11 protein-coding genes are annotated in these 13,303 nt (G+C 74.3%); 2 read left to right on the top strand and 9 right to left on the bottom strand.

The annotated features are described in order from the left end of the window. Positions 1 to 42: 42 nt before the first annotated feature. The 8 genes from ACZ6I1_RS32885 to hutU all read right to left on the bottom strand — a co-directional run bounded on the left by ACZ6I1_RS32885 (position 43) and on the right by hutU (position 9,864). On the bottom strand, positions 43 to 1,365 hold the full coding sequence (locus ACZ6I1_RS32885; protein WP_469292588.1) for a hypothetical protein: 1,323 nt from the start codon (positions 1,363 to 1,365) through the stop codon (positions 43 to 45). Next, entirely contained in the window at positions 1,362 to 2,456 is a 1,095-nt protein-coding gene (locus ACZ6I1_RS32880) for a hypothetical protein (RefSeq protein WP_469292586.1), read from the bottom strand. The genes ACZ6I1_RS32885 and ACZ6I1_RS32880 overlap by 4 nt, the downstream gene beginning before the upstream one ends. Further along, the gene (locus tag ACZ6I1_RS32875; RefSeq protein WP_469292584.1) at positions 2,453 to 3,448 is read right to left on the bottom strand and encodes a COG1470 family protein; all 996 of its coding nucleotides are present in this window, start codon (positions 3,446 to 3,448) and stop codon (positions 2,453 to 2,455) included. The genes ACZ6I1_RS32880 and ACZ6I1_RS32875 overlap by 4 nt, the downstream gene beginning before the upstream one ends. Before the next feature lie 15 nt (positions 3,449 to 3,463). Continuing rightward, positions 3,464 to 4,138: an LPXTG cell wall anchor domain-containing protein gene (locus ACZ6I1_RS32870; protein WP_469292582.1), complete on the bottom strand. Its 675-nt coding sequence runs from the start codon at positions 4,136 to 4,138 to the stop codon at positions 3,464 to 3,466. A 120-nt stretch (positions 4,139 to 4,258) separates the two neighbouring features. Continuing rightward, entirely contained in the window at positions 4,259 to 5,437 is a 1,179-nt protein-coding gene (gene hutI / locus ACZ6I1_RS32865) for an imidazolonepropionase (protein ID WP_469292580.1), read from the bottom strand. A 124-nt stretch (positions 5,438 to 5,561) separates the two neighbouring features. Then, positions 5,562 to 6,899, bottom strand: a complete 1,338-nt coding sequence (locus ACZ6I1_RS32860; RefSeq protein WP_469292579.1) for a formimidoylglutamate deiminase — start codon at positions 6,897 to 6,899, stop codon at positions 5,562 to 5,564. After that, the gene (locus ACZ6I1_RS32855) at positions 6,890 to 8,080 is read right to left on the bottom strand and encodes an allantoate amidohydrolase (protein WP_469292609.1); all 1,191 of its coding nucleotides are present in this window, start codon (positions 8,078 to 8,080) and stop codon (positions 6,890 to 6,892) included. Before ACZ6I1_RS32855 ends, ACZ6I1_RS32860 begins: the two co-directional genes overlap by 10 nt. Before the next feature lie 122 nt (positions 8,081 to 8,202). Beyond that, positions 8,203 to 9,864 carry a urocanate hydratase gene (gene hutU / locus ACZ6I1_RS32850; protein WP_469292578.1) on the bottom strand — a complete coding sequence of 554 codons (1,662 nt, stop codon included), beginning with the start codon at positions 9,862 to 9,864 and terminating at the stop codon, positions 8,203 to 8,205. A gap of 104 nt (positions 9,865 to 9,968) precedes the next feature. Here hutU and ACZ6I1_RS32845 point away from each other — a divergent pair, with 104 nt between their 5' ends. Continuing rightward, complete coding sequence (locus ACZ6I1_RS32845) at positions 9,969 to 11,306, top strand: type III PLP-dependent enzyme domain-containing protein (protein WP_469292576.1); 1,338 nt, start codon at positions 9,969 to 9,971, stop codon at positions 11,304 to 11,306. Between the two features lie 86 nt (positions 11,307 to 11,392). On the opposite strand, the gene ACZ6I1_RS32840 is transcribed toward ACZ6I1_RS32845, so the two are convergent. After that, a complete protein-coding gene (locus ACZ6I1_RS32840; RefSeq protein ID WP_469292574.1) occupies positions 11,393 to 11,953 on the bottom strand; it encodes a TetR/AcrR family transcriptional regulator in 561 nt (186 codons plus the stop codon). 105 nt (positions 11,954 to 12,058) lie between these two features. Between ACZ6I1_RS32840 and ACZ6I1_RS32835 the strand changes: the two genes are divergently transcribed. Next, the gene (locus ACZ6I1_RS32835) at positions 12,059 to 13,204 is read left to right on the top strand and encodes an FAD-dependent oxidoreductase (RefSeq protein WP_469292572.1); all 1,146 of its coding nucleotides are present in this window, start codon (positions 12,059 to 12,061) and stop codon (positions 13,202 to 13,204) included. The last annotated feature ends 99 nt before the right edge of the window (positions 13,205 to 13,303 follow it).

The raw sequence follows: 13,303 nt of genomic DNA, 5'->3' as shown, positions 1-13,303 counted from the left end.
GCCGTTTCGCGTCGTACGCCGTTCGCCCGTGCCGCCGCGTGCCTACCGCGTGCCGCGCAGGCGGCGCCAGGGGGTGAAGGTGAAGACGGCGGCGCCGAGCAGGATCACCGTGCCGGCGACCAGGGCGAGGGCCTGGATGCCGCCCTCGTCCTCGGCGCCGGTGTCGGCGAGGCCGCCCGGGCCGTTGGTGGTGCTGCCCGTGGTGGAGGGCGAGCCGGAGCCGCCCGCCTGGGCGGTGGTGTCCAGTTCCAGGGAGACTCCGCTGCTGGTCGCCTTGCAGGGCACGTTGATCGGCGTGGAGCCGGGGGCCATCGTGACGTCGATGGTCAGCTGGTCCGGGCTGAGCGTCACCTTGCCGGTCTTGCCCGGCTTGTAGGTGCCGGTCATGTCGTTGAGGCTGACCGGGGCCTTGTCCGGGATCGGCTCCGCGTTGGCGGGGCCGGAGACCTTGACCATGCCGCTGTCCGTGCCGCCGAGTTTGACGTTCATCGAGGGCTTGAGGGCCCCCGCGGGCAGCGCCATGGGCGCGGCCATCGCGCCCTTGGCCGTCTTGACGGTCAGGTCGTAGCTGCCGCCGTTCTTCTTGGCGTTGATCGTGACCGGGGTCTTGATGCCCCCGGGGACGACCGGGCCGCAGTCGAAGGCGACCTCGACGGCCTTGCCCGGGAAGTCGGTCTGGCCGCCGCCTCCGCCGCTGGTGGTGCCGCCATTGGCCCCGCCCCCGCCGGTGGTGCCGCCGTTCGTGGTGCCACCGTTCGTGGTGCCGCCGCTGGTGGTCCCGCCGTTCGTGGTGCCGCCGCTGGTGGTGCCGCCGCTCGTGGTGCCGGCCGCCACGTCGATGGTCGCCCCGCCCTTCACCTCGCCGGTCGGCGCGCACTTGGTGACGAAGGTGCCGAAGGAGAACGTGACGGCGACCTCGTACTTGCCGGGGGTCAGGGTGATCTTGCCGGCCTTGGTGAGCTTCAGCTTGCCCTTCATGGGCGACATGACCATGGGGGCCTTCTTCGGGATCGGCGGGTTCTTCTTCTCCCCGACGACCTTCAGCTCGCCCATCCCGCCGCCCACCGCGATCCAGCCGGTGGGCTGGACGGAGTCCTGCGGGATGTCCATCAGGTCCGTGTTGTTCGAGGCCGGCTTGACGGTCTCCCAGACCACGTCGACCTCGTCACCCACCTTGGCCGTGGCCGGGGCGGTGATCTTGGCGGTGGTCTCGCCCTCCACCGGATCGCCTCCACCGGCCGGCGGAACGCACTTGACCTTGAACGTGGCCTCGGCGGCCAGGGCGGGCGAAGCCGAGATGGCGATACCCGCGCCGCCGAGCAGCAGCGCGACCACGGCCGCGCTCACCCTCCGTTGGGTCTTCACGAAAGTCCTTTCGTCGTCGAACGGTTCTCAGACGGTGCGGACGTCTGTGGTGCTGTCTCCGGCGCGCTGTCCGGGGTGAACCACGGCAGCACCGCCGTGGGGTTCTCGGGGGATGGCGCCGGCGGCTTCGCGGCCGCGCGCGCGGTTCCCCGTACGGCGGGCAGCCCGGGCAGGCGGGCCGTCACGGCGGCCGCCGCCTCGGGGAGGCGGGCCACGCGGTGGCGGCCGGGGGGCGCGGTGCGCGGCCGGACCTTGTCGACGACGGCCATGCCGATGCGGAACACGGCGGCCGGGATGACCAGCAGGAGCAGGCCCCAGAAGAGCAGGACCCCGTACGGCCGGTCCACGCCCCAGGGCTGGGTGGCCACGACGGTCTCGCCGTACTTGAGGGAGACGGTGTAGTCGCCGTGGGCGCCCGCGGCCAGGGCCACGTTCAGGGCAATCTCCGCCTTGCCGCCGGGGGCGATGGTGCCCTTCCAGCGGACCTCCTCCCACAGCGGCGCGAACACCCCGTGGGCGGTGCCGAGCTGGAAGACCGGGTCCTTGACGGGGGCGGAGCCGAGATTGCCGACGGTGACCTTGAACGTGCGGCTGGGCGGGGCGCCGAACCAGGTCAGCACCCCGTCGTCGCCCTCCAGCCGGACCCCGGTGAGCATCGCGAGGCGGGCCGTGCCGGATGCGGCGGGCAGGTCGGCCACCGGATGGTCCGTGATCTTCAGCGCGGCGGCGACGGTGGACTGGTCCCCGTTGACGGAGGTGACGTTGACGACGCAGGGGCAGGGCTTGGGCGGTGCCACGACGGGCAGCTGCGCGGCGAAGTGCCCGTCGTCGGCGACGGACACGGCCACGCCGTCGGCGTTGGCGCAGCTGTTGGTGCCGCCGATCATGTTCTGCCCGCAGACCAGGAGCATCACCAGGGTCTTGGGCCGCCAGCCGGTGCCGGTGACGGTGATCTCGGTGCCCTTGGCGGCCTCCTGGAGGGAGAGCGACACGGTGGGGTTGCCCTCGTCGGCGGCGGCCCGGGGCGCCGGGAACAGGGCGAGCGCGCACACCGCCAGCCCCGAGGCGAGCAGGGCTCCGAGTCTACTCACCGGGAGGCTCCCGTCAGTTCGTGTTCCGGTGCAGGGGCAGGTCCGGCCGCGGGCGGTGCCCCGTCCGGGGGGTCCGTGCGCGGCCGCCGGGCGCGTACGAGGTACAGCGCGGCCGCGGTGGTCCCGCCGAGGGCGAGCAGGCCCGCCCCCGTCCAGCCGACGAGGTTCCAGGGCACGAGCCAGCGCGATCCGGCGGCCACCGCGCGGGCGCCGCCGGGGGCGGTGACGGTGAGGGTGACGCGCACCCGGTCCAGGACGGGGGCTCCGGGCCAGGGCTCGGCCAGCTCCACCCGCTGGCCGGGGAGCAGCTCCACGGGAAGGGCGCGGCCGGTGCGTCCCGGCACCTCGCCGAAGAGGCCCTCGGCCTCCAGCGCCAGCTCCGGGGCGAGGGCCACGTTGCCGCGGTTGACCAGGGTGTAGGCGACGACCGCGGCCGGGCCCCTGCCGCGTACAGCGACGTCCTCGACCGTGAGGGCGGCCAGGGTGGGGCCGCTGACCCGCAGGTGGACCCGTACGCCGACCTCGTGGCCGCCCTCGGTGGCGACCACGGCCGCGGGGTGGTCGCCGGGCGGGGAGGCGGGCGGCACGGTGAGCGTGAAGGGGACCACCGCGCGGGTGCGGGGCGGGACCTTCACGGTGGCTCCGGCGCCGAAGCTGATCCAGGATCCGGCGCCGGTGGACCCTTGCGCCGGGCGGACCGCGAAGGCGCCGTCGGCGGTGTTGTAGGCGTCGGCCCCGCGCAGGGTGATCGTGCGTTCCCGGTCGGTGGTGTTGGCCAGGGCGAGGCGGTCCTCGAGGACGGTGCCGGGGGTGCCGGAGAGGTAGAAGTACGGGCGGCCGCCGCCCGGCCGGGCCGCGGCGGCCGCTCCGGCGACGGGCTCGGCGGTCCAGCCGGGCTCTTCGGCCGCCGCGGGGCTCGCGGTGGCCGTGTGCAGCGCGGTGGCCGCCAGGAGCAGCACGCCGAGTCGTCGGAGGGTGTGGAGCACGGGCATGGCCGGGGGCTCCGTTCAGGACCGGGCCCGCTGGCCGCGCCGGGTCAGCCAGAGCACGCCGGCCGCGCCGGAGAGCAGCACGGTGCCGCCGAGGGTGCCCAGCGCGAGGGCGGAGTCGGTGGGTCCGGTCTGCGGGAGGGTGCCGTCCCCGTCCTCGTCGCCGGCCGGGGCGGCGCCGCCGGCGGCGGTGACGTCGAGCTCCAGGGACGGGCCGGGGCTGTTGCCGGGGGTGCAGGTGGTCGTGGTGCCCATGGCCTTGATGGTGAGCACCCCGGCGGTGAAGGTGACCTTGCCGCTCTTCTTGGGCTGGTAGGTGCCCGAGAGGTCGGTGATCTTGATGGGGGTGTTGGCGGGCGCGGCCTCCGGGTTGGGCGGGCCGGATACCGGGACGGTGGTCTTCTCGGCTCCGCCGACCACGATGACCGCGCTGGGGTTCATCGCGCCCTTGCCGAGCTCGATGGGGCTGGAGGAAACGCCCTTCTGGAAGGACATGGTCAGCTTGTAGGCGTCGCCTTCCTTGACGGCCTTGATGTCGATGGGCGACACCGCCGACTTGTCCCCGATCGGGGTCTTGCAGTCGTAGGCCACGTCGACGACCGCGGCCCGGGCCGCGGGGGCGGCCAGCAGTACCGCCGATCCGGCCAGCGCGGAGGCCAGCGCGAGCGCGGTGGAGCGTTTCCGGTTGGACACCTTCGTCTTCCCCTCGGACCTCGGGACCACACGTTACTGACGGCACATCAGATGGTGGCTCAAGGTACGCCCGGGGCCCTGCGGAGGGAAGACAAAGGGCAGGCCGGAATTGACCGTTCGTCAGTGCACGCGGACACCCCGCTGCCACACCACGGAAACGAGCGGCACACCCGGGCGGTAGGCCAGGTGGACGTGGCTGGGCGCGTCGAGCAGGGCCAGGTCGGCGCGGGCGCCGGGGGTGACGGAGCCGATGTCGGTGCGGCGCAGGGCGCGGGCACCGCCCGCGGTGGCCGACCAGAGGGCCTCGTCGGGGGTCATCCGCATGTCGCGGACGGCGAGCGCGATGCAGAACGGCATGGAACTGGTGTAGGAGGAGCCGGGGTTGCAGTCCGTGGACAGGGCGACCGTGGCACCGGCGTCGATCAGGCGGCGGGCGTCGGGCCACTGGGCGCGGGTGGAGAACTCGGCCCCGGGCAGGAGGGTGGCGACGGTGGTCGCGGCCGCCTGGGCGAGGGCGTCCACGTCGGCGTCGGTGAGGTGGGTGCAGTGGTCGGCGGAGGCGGCCTCGAGCTCGACGGCGAGCTGCACCCCGGGGCCGTGGGAGAGCTGGTTGGCGTGGACGCGGGGGATCAGCCCAGCGGCGGCGCCGGCGGTGAGGACGGCGCGGGCCTGGTCCCCGTCGAAGGCGCCCTTCTCGCAGAAGACGTCCACCCAGCGGGCGTACGGGGCGCAGGCGGCGAGCATCTCGCCGGTGACGAGGTCGACGTAGCCGGCCGGGTCCTCGGCGTAGTCGGGGGACACGATGTGCGCGCCGAGGTAGGTGACCTCCTCGGTGTGCGCGGCGGCGATCCGCAGGGCGCGGGCCTCGTCCGCGACGGTCAGGCCGTAGCCGGACTTGGTCTCGAAGGTGGTGGTGCCCTGGCGGCGGGCCTCGTCGAGGTGGCGCACCAGGTTGGCCTCGAGCTCGGCGTCGGTGGCGGAGCGGGTGGCGGCGACGGTGGTGCGGATGCCTCCGGCGGAGTAGCTGCGGCCGGACATCCGGGCGTTGAACTCTGCGGTGCGGTCGCCGGCGAAGACGAGGTGGGAGTGGGAGTCGACGAAGCCGGGGATCACGGCGCGGCCGGCGGCGTCGTACGTCTCGTCCGCCGCCGGGGCCTTCGCGGTGGGGCCGACCCACGCGATGCGGTCGCCGTCGAGGACGACGGCGGCGTCCTGGACCAGGCCGAGGGGGCTGCCGTCGCCCTGGGCGGGGTCGTTGGTGACGAGGCTGCCGATGTTCGTGAGGGCGGTGGTGGTCATGGTTCCTCGTGGTCGTCGAGTGGTTTCGTTCCCCCACCCCTTCCCGAACTGGGGCTCCGCCCCCATCCCCCCGCTCCCGGGGGCTGGGGGCGGGTGGGGAGGAGGGCCGCCGCAGGCGGGTTCGTCAGGGGCGGAGGGTGGCGATGGCTGAGGCGAGGGCGGACGGGACGTCCGGGACCAGGGTGTGCAGCCCGTCGCGGACGATGTGGCGGCCGGCCACGACCGTGTGGCGGACGTCCGAAGCCGTGGCCGCGAACACCGCCGTCTCGGCCCCGAGCCGCGGCACCGCTCCGGCCGTTCGGACGGAGTCCAGGGCGATGGTGGTGAAGTCCGCGAGCGCCCCCGCCTCCAGGCGCCCCGCGTCGGGCCGGCCGAGGGCCGCGTGGCCGTCGGCCGTCGCCGCCGCGAGCAGGGCGTTCGCCGTCCAGTGCCCGCGGGTCCGGCTCCGCAGCCGCTCGTTCAGCTCCATGGCGCGGGCCTCCTCCAGCAGGTCGATGACTGCGTGGCTGTCGCTGCCCAGCGACAGGGGGCTGCCCGCCTGCTGGAGCCGGGTCGCCGGACCGATGCCGTCGGCGAGGTCCCGTTCCGTGGTGGGGCACATGCACGTGCCGGTGGTGGTGCCGCCGAGGAGGGCGATGTCCGTGTCGGTCAGGTGCGTGTTGTGGACGCCGGTGGTGCGCGGGCCGAGCACGCCGTGGTCGGCGAGGAGCTGCGTCGGGGTCCGGCCGTGTGCGGCCCGGCAGGCGTCGTTCTCGGCGGTCTGCTCCGAGAGGTGGACGTGCAGCGGGGCCCGGCGCTCCTGCGCCCAGGCGGCGACGGTGGCCAGCTGGGCGGCCGGGACGGCGCGCACCGAGTGGATCGCCGCGCCGATCAGGGCGTGGTCGCGCGGCTTGAGCGCGCTCGCCCGCTGCGCCCACGCCTCGGCGGTGCCGTCGGAGAAGCGCAGCTGGTGCGGGTCGGGCGCCTGACCGAAGCCCGCCGAGAGGTAGGCGGTGTCGAGCAGGGTGATCCGGATGCCGGCCGCGGCGGCGGCCTCGATCAGGGCCTCGCCCATCGCGTTCGGATCGGCGTACGGGGCGCCGCCCGGGGCGTGGTGGACGTAGTGGAACTCGCCGACGTTCGTGATGCCCGCCAGGGCCATTTCGGCGTAGACGGCGCGGGCGAGCGCGAAGTAGCTGTCGGGGGTGAGGTTCTGGGCGACCTGGTACATGACCTCGCGCCAGGTCCAGAAGGTGCCCGAGCCCACCTGGACGGTGGAGCGCAGGGCGCGGTGGAAGGCATGGCTGTGCGCGTTGGCCAGGCCCGGGAGGGTCAGGCCGCGCAGCACCTCCGCGCCGGGCGGCGGGGCGTCCACGCCGGTGCGCAGGGCGGCGATCCGGCCGTCGTGTACGTCCAGGGCGACGCCCGGCTCGACATGTGCGCCGAGCCAGGCGTGCTCCAGCCAAAACGTCTTCACCGGCACGCGAGGCCTTCCAGTACGTCGGCGAGGGCGAGGACTCCGGCGGTGCAGTCGTCCTCGGCGGCGAATTCCTTCGGGGAGTGGGAGACGCCGGTGGGGTTCCGTACGAACAGCATCGCGGTCGGGACGGCCGCGGAGAGGATTCCCGCGTCGTGTCCCGCCCCGGTGCCGAGGACGGGGACGGCCCCGCCCAGGATCCGGTTCATCTCGTCGCGCAGGGCGTGCTCGAACTCGACGACCGGGGTGAAGGACTCCCGGACGATCGCGAGGTCGATGCCGTCCTGGTCGGCGCGCTCGCGCGCGGCCTTCTCGATGGCGGTGACGACCGTGTCGAGGGTGGCCTGGTCGGCGGCGCGGGAGTCGAGCCAGCCGCGCACGAGGGAGGGGATGGCGTTGACGCCGTTGGGCTCGACGGCGATCTTCCCGAAGGTGGCGACGGCTCCGGCGAGGGCCGCCTCGGTGCGGGCGGCCAGCACGGTCGCCGCGTACGTGAGCATCGGGTCGCGGCGGTCCACCAGGCGGGTGGTGCCCGCGTGGTTGGCCTCGCCGTGGAAGTCGAACCGCCAGCGGCCGTGCGGCCAGATCGCGGAGGCGATCCCGACGCGGTCCCCGGACAGGTCGAGGGCCCGGCCCTGTTCCACGTGCAGTTCGACGAAGGCGCCGATGCGGGCCAGGCGTTCGGGGTCCGCGCCGATGCCCTCCGGGTCGTAGCCGGCGCTCTCCATGGCCTGCGGGAGGGAGATCCCGTCGGCGTCGCGCAGGGCGTACGCCTTCTCCTTGGTCAGCTGTCCGGCGGCGAGCCGGGAGCCGACGCAGGCGAGGCCGAAGCGGGCCCCTTCCTCGTCACCGAAGTTGGTGATGGCGAAGGGCCTGGCGAACTCCGCGCCCCTCCTGCGGAGTTCGTCCAGGGCCGCGAAGGAGGACACCACGCCGAGGGGGCCGTCGAAGGCCCCGCCGTCGGGGACGGAGTCCAGGTGCGAGCCGGTGACCACGGCGTCCCCCGCGAGGGGGTCGCCCAGCCAGGCCCACTGGTTGCCGTTGCGGTCGGTCTCGTACGTCAGCCCGCGGGCCTCGGCCTGCTCCTGGAACCAGGTGCGGCAGTCGGCATCGGCCCCGGTCCAGGCGTAGCGCCGGTACCCGCCGGAGTCGGCGTTGCGGCCGATGGGCGCGAGCTCCGCCCACATGGCGTGGAACGAGCTTGCCCCGCCTGGGGGTCCCCCCGGACGGAGTCCGGGGGAGTTCGAGGCGCGGGCGTCCGGGGGCAGAGCCCCCGGCAGCGGCGCCGCGCCCGGCACGTCCGCCTGGCTCACGCGGAGCCCTCCCGCATGGGGACCCGTACGCCGCGCTCGTCCGCCACGGACTCGGCGATGTCGTAGCCGGCGTCGACGTGCCGGATGACGCCCATGCCCGGGTCGTTGGTGAGGACGCGGCGGATCTTCTCGCCCGCGAGGGGGGTGCCGTCCGCGACGGTGACCTGGCCCGCGTGGAGGGAGCGGCCCATGCCGACGCCGCCGCCGTGGTGCAGGGAGACCCAGGAGGCGCCGGAGGCGACGTTGACCATCGCGTTGAGCAGCGGCCAGTCGGCGATGGCGTCGGAGCCGTCGAGCATGGCCTCGGTCTCGCGGTACGGGGAGGCCACCGAGCCGCAGTCGAGGTGGTCGCGGCCGATGACCAGGGGGGCGGCCAGCTCACCGCTCGCGACCATGTCGTTGAAGCGCTCGCCGGCCTTGTCGCGCTCGCCGTAGCCGAGCCAGCAGATGCGCGCGGGCAGGCCCTGGAAGTGGACGCGCTCGCCCGCCATCTTGATCCAGCGGTGCAGGGACTCGTTCTCCGGGAAGAGCTCGAGCATCGCCCGGTCGGTCTTGTGGATGTCCGAGGCCTCGCCGGAGAGCGCGGCCCAGCGGAAGGGGCCCTTGCCCTCGCAGAACAGCGGCCGGATGTAGGCGGGGACGAAGCCGGGAAAGGCGAAGGCGCGGTCGTAGCCGGCCAGCTGGGCCTCGCCGCGGATGGAGTTGCCGTAGTCGAAGACCTCGGCGCCCGCGTCCATGAAGCCGACCATGGCCTCGACGTGGCGGGCCATCGACTCGCGGGCCCGGGTGGTGAAGCCCGCCGGGTCCTTGGCCGCGTAGGAGGCCATGTCCTCGAAGTCGACGCCGGTCGGCAGGTAGGCGAGCGGGTCGTGGGCGGAGGTCTGGTCCGTGACGATGTCGATGGGCGCGCCCTCGGCCAGCATCTGCGGGAGCAGGTCGGCCGCGTTGCCGAGCAGGCCGATGGAGAGCGGCTTGCGGGAGTCGCGGGCCTCGACCGCCAGCTGGAGCGCGTGCCGCAGGTTGTCGGCCTTCACGTCCAGGTAGCGGTGCTCGATGCGGCGCTCGATCGCGCGCGGGTCGACGTCGATGCAGATCGCGACGCCGTCGTTCATCGTCACGGCCAGCGGCTGGGCGCCGCCCATGCCGCCGAGGCCCGCGGTGAGGGTGATGGTGCCCGCGAGGGTACCGCCGAACTTCTTGGCGGCGACGGCGGCGAAGGTCTCGTAGGTGCCCTGGAGGATGCCCTGGGTGCCGATGTAGATCCACGAACCGGCGGTCATCTGCCCGTACATGGTCAGGCCGAGCTGCTCCAGGCGCCGGAACTCCTCCCAGTTGGCCCAGTCGCCGACCAGGTTGGAGTTGGCGAGCAGGACGCGCGGCGCCCACTCGTGCGTCTGCATGACGCCGACCGGGCGGCCGGACTGGACGAGCATCGTCTCGTCCTGCTTGAGGGTCTGGAGGGTGCGGACCATCGCGTCGTACGAGCGCCAGTCGCGGGCGGCCTTGCCGGTGCCGCCGTAGACGACGAGCTTGTCGGGGTGCTCGGCGACCTCGGGGTCGAGGTTGTTCTGGAGCATCCGCAGCGCGGCCTCCTGCTGCCATCCCAGGGTGCTCAGCTCGGTGCCTCGCGCGGCGCGTACGGGGCGGGGTCCTGACATGGCGGTGCCTCCTCCGATGTTGGTCAATCCATTCACATCCTGACCTCCTGAATAGATTCAGTCAACAGCTGCGGCGGGCTCCTTCGGATGATGGGATGGCGCACATGGCTGCCGACATGGACACGGAAGGCGCCGCCGCGCGCCGCGACCTGGCCGTACGGGCCGCCGTCGCGCAGGGGCTGCTGGACACGGAGCCCCTGGTCTGCCTGCTGGACACGGCCGGGATCCGCGCCTCCGCCGCCGCCCTGACCGCCGCCTTCGCGGCCGCGCTGGCGCCCGGTACGCCCGTCCTGCACGCCTTCGCGGTCAAGGCCGCCCCGCTCGTCCCGGTCCTGCGGCTGCTGGCCGACGCCGGGCTCGGCTGCGAGGTGGCCGGTCCCGGCGAGCTGGCGCTGGCCCGGGCGGCCGGGGTGGGGGCCGAGCGGACCGTCCTGGACTCCCCCGCCAAGACGGCGGCCGAACTGCGCGAGGCCCTGGACCTGGGCATCGCCGTCAACGCCGACAACCGGCAGGAGCTGGAGCGGCTCGACGCCCTGCTCGCCGCCGCGCCCTCCGCGTCCCCGGTCGGCGTACGGATCAACCCGCAGACCGGGGCCGGCACCATCGACGCCCTGTCCACGGCCACCGCCACCTCGAAGTTCGGGATCGCGCTGCGCGACCCGGGCGCCCGGACGTGGCTCGTACGGGCCTTCCTGGACCGGCCGTGGCTGACCCGGCTGCACATCCACTCGGGCTCGCAGGGCGTCCCGCTGCCGCTGATCGCCGAAGGCGTACGGGAACTGCACGCGCTGGCCGAGGAGATCAACGCGGCGGCCGGGCGCCGCCAGGTCGACACCCTCGACATCGGCGGCGGCCTGCCGGTGAACTTCGCCTCGGACGACCCGGCGCCGACGTTCGCCGCGTACGTGTCGGCCCTGCGCGGGGCGGTGCCCGGCCTCTTCGACGGCTCGTACGGCCTGGTCACGGAGTTCGGGCGGTCCTTGCTGGCCAAGCACGGGCTGGTCCTCGCACGCGTCGAGTACACCAAGACCACCGGGGCCCGCCCGATCGCGCTCACCCACGCGGGGGTCCAGCTGGCGACCCGCACGGTCTACGCCCCGGCGGCCTGGCCGCTGCGGATCCTGCCGTACGACGCGAAGGGCGTCCCCAAGGACGGCGACCCGGTGGCCCAGGACATCGCCGGTCCGGCCTGCTTCGCGGGGGACCTGCTCGCGACGGCCCGGGAGCTGCCGCGGCTCGTTCCCGGCGACCTGATCGGCGTGCCGGACACGGGCGCGTACTTCTTCACCGCCCACTACGGCTACAACAGCCTGCCGCGCCCGGCGGTGCACGGCTTCGCCGTGGGGTCGGCGGGGGTGCGCTTCAGCCTGGTGCGGCCGGCGCAGAGCATGTCCGCGATCGTCGCGGAGGCGGGCGGCGCGTTCCGCGACGCCCTGCTGTAACCGCTGCGCGGAGCCTTCCCCCACCCCGCCCCTTCCCGACACTGGGGCTCCGCCCCAGGAAACCGGGCCGCGGGCGGGCGGCGGCCTCAGGGGGCTGAGACCGTGGCCGCCAGGGCCGGGGCCAGGCCCTGGACGAGGTCGTCGGGGGTCAGCGAGACGACCCCCGGCAGGCGCAGCAGATAGCGGGTCAGGGCCAGGCCCAGCAGCTGGGCCGAGACCAGGCCGGCCACCCCCGCGGCCCGCTCAGGGCCGAGCGCGGCCGCCAGCGCCGGCGCGACCTGCGTCGCGAACACCGCCCGCAAACGGGCCGCGGCCTGCTCGTTCGTCACCGCCGACCGCAGCAGCACCAGCAGCGCGTCATCGGCCGGGTCGCCCTCCCACCGGTCCACGAAGTGGCGCACGAGGGCGGCGGGGAGTTCGGCGGCCGGCACGGCGCGCAGGTCCGGCATGCGCAGGTCGACGGCCAGGGCGGCATCGAAGAGCTGCTCCTTGCTGCCGAAGTACCGCATGACCATCGAGGGGTCGATCCCCGCGTCCGCCGCGACCGCGCGGATGGTGGTGCGCTCGTAGCCCTGGGCGGCGAAGCGCTCGCGCGCCGCCCGCAGGATGGCCGTTTTGGTGGTGTCGGAGGTGCGTCGCGTCGTCATGCCAACAACCGTAGGCCAACAACCGTTGACAAGCGAGCCCATCCGGCGCATCGTGGTGCCAACAGTCGTTGGCCAACAAGTGTTGGCCCGCCGGAGGAGGCTCGCATGACCCGCACCGCACTCCCCGCCAGCACGTCCGTCGCGATCATCGGCGCCGGCCCCACCGGCCTCGCGCTCGCCGTGACCCTGGCCGAGGCCGGAGTCGATTTCGTCCTCCTCGACCGCCAGGCCGAGGGCGCCAACACGTCCCGCGCCGCCGTCGTGCACGCCCGCACCCTGGAGGTCCTCGACGAGCTCGACCCGTCCCGCGACCTCTCAGCCGAGCTGATCGGCCGCGGCCTGCCCATAGGAACCTTCCGGGTCCGCGACGGCGCCCGCGCGCTCTCCGAGGTCCGCTTCGGCGGCCTGCCGACCCCCTACCCGTACGCGCTGATGGTCCCCCAGAACCAGACCGAGGCCGTGCTCCTCGCCCGGCTGCGCGCCCTCGGCGGCGACGTCCACCGCCCGTACGAGGTCACCGGCGTCACCCAGGACGCCGACGGCGTCACCCTCACCACGGCGACCGGCCAGACCCTGCGCGCCGCGCACGCCGTCGGCGCCGACGGGATGCACAGCGTCGTCCGCGAGGCCGCCGGGGTCGGATTCACCGGCTCCGCCTACGAGGAGTCCTTCGTGCTGGCCGACGTGGTCATGGACTGGGCTCCGGGTGCCGGCGAGGTCTCGCTCACCCTCGGCGCGACGGGGCTCACCGTGATCGCCCCGCTGCCCGGCGGGCGCTACCGGGTGGTCGCCGGCGTCGCCGAGGCCCCGGCCGATCCCGGGCTCGCGTTCGTCCAGGGCCTGCTGGACGAGCGGGCGCCCGGCCAGGCCACCGTCCGGGAGCTCGTCTGGTCCTCCCGGTTCCGGATCCACCACCGGGTCGCCGACCGCTACCGCGCCGGGCGGCTGCTGCTCGCCGGTGACGCCGCCCACGTGCACAGCCCGGCCGGCGGCCAGGGCATGAACACCGGCATCCAGGACGCGTACGCCCTCGGCCGCGCCCTGGCCGCCGGCGACCTCGACTCCTACGAGGCCCGCCGCCGCCCCGTCGCCCTGCGGGTGGTGGCCCTCACCGACCGAATGACCCGCATCGCCACGACCCGCAACCCCGTGCTGCGCGCCCTGCGCAACACCCTGCTCCCCGTCCTCGGCCGCATCCCGGCCCTGCGCACCCGCCTGGCCACCGAGCTGGCCGAGCTCACCTACCGCTGAGCGTCCTAGGGGGTGTCTGACGGAGGTCCGTGGTGAAGGAGCGGTGTCCGGTGCGTGCTCTCGGCGTGCCGGCCGGATGCCCGCGTACTGGACGTACGT

It is taken from the genome of Streptomyces sp. NPDC046303 (assembly GCF_055588085.1).
This window is presented reverse-complemented; position numbering and strand designations above follow the sequence as displayed.

Excerpts from the sequence above, each read along its gene's own strand:
- hutI (WP_469292580.1), bottom strand. The coding sequence starts at position 5,437 with ATGACCACCACCGCCCTCACGAACATCGGCAGCCTCGTCACCAACGAC.
- ACZ6I1_RS32875 (WP_469292584.1), bottom strand. The coding sequence starts at position 3,448 with ATGCCCGTGCTCCACACCCTCCGACGACTCGGCGTGCTGCTCCTGGCG.
- ACZ6I1_RS32840 (WP_469292574.1), bottom strand. The coding sequence starts at position 11,953 with ATGACGACGCGACGCACCTCCGACACCACCAAAACGGCCATCCTGCGG.
- ACZ6I1_RS32835 (WP_469292572.1), top strand. The coding sequence starts at position 12,059 with ATGACCCGCACCGCACTCCCCGCCAGCACGTCCGTCGCGATCATCGGC.
- ACZ6I1_RS32845 (WP_469292576.1), top strand. The coding sequence starts at position 9,969 with ATGGCTGCCGACATGGACACGGAAGGCGCCGCCGCGCGCCGCGACCTG.
- ACZ6I1_RS32855 (WP_469292609.1), bottom strand. The coding sequence starts at position 8,080 with ATGTGGGCGGAGCTCGCGCCCATCGGCCGCAACGCCGACTCCGGCGGG.
- hutU (WP_469292578.1), bottom strand. The coding sequence starts at position 9,864 with ATGTCAGGACCCCGCCCCGTACGCGCCGCGCGAGGCACCGAGCTGAGC.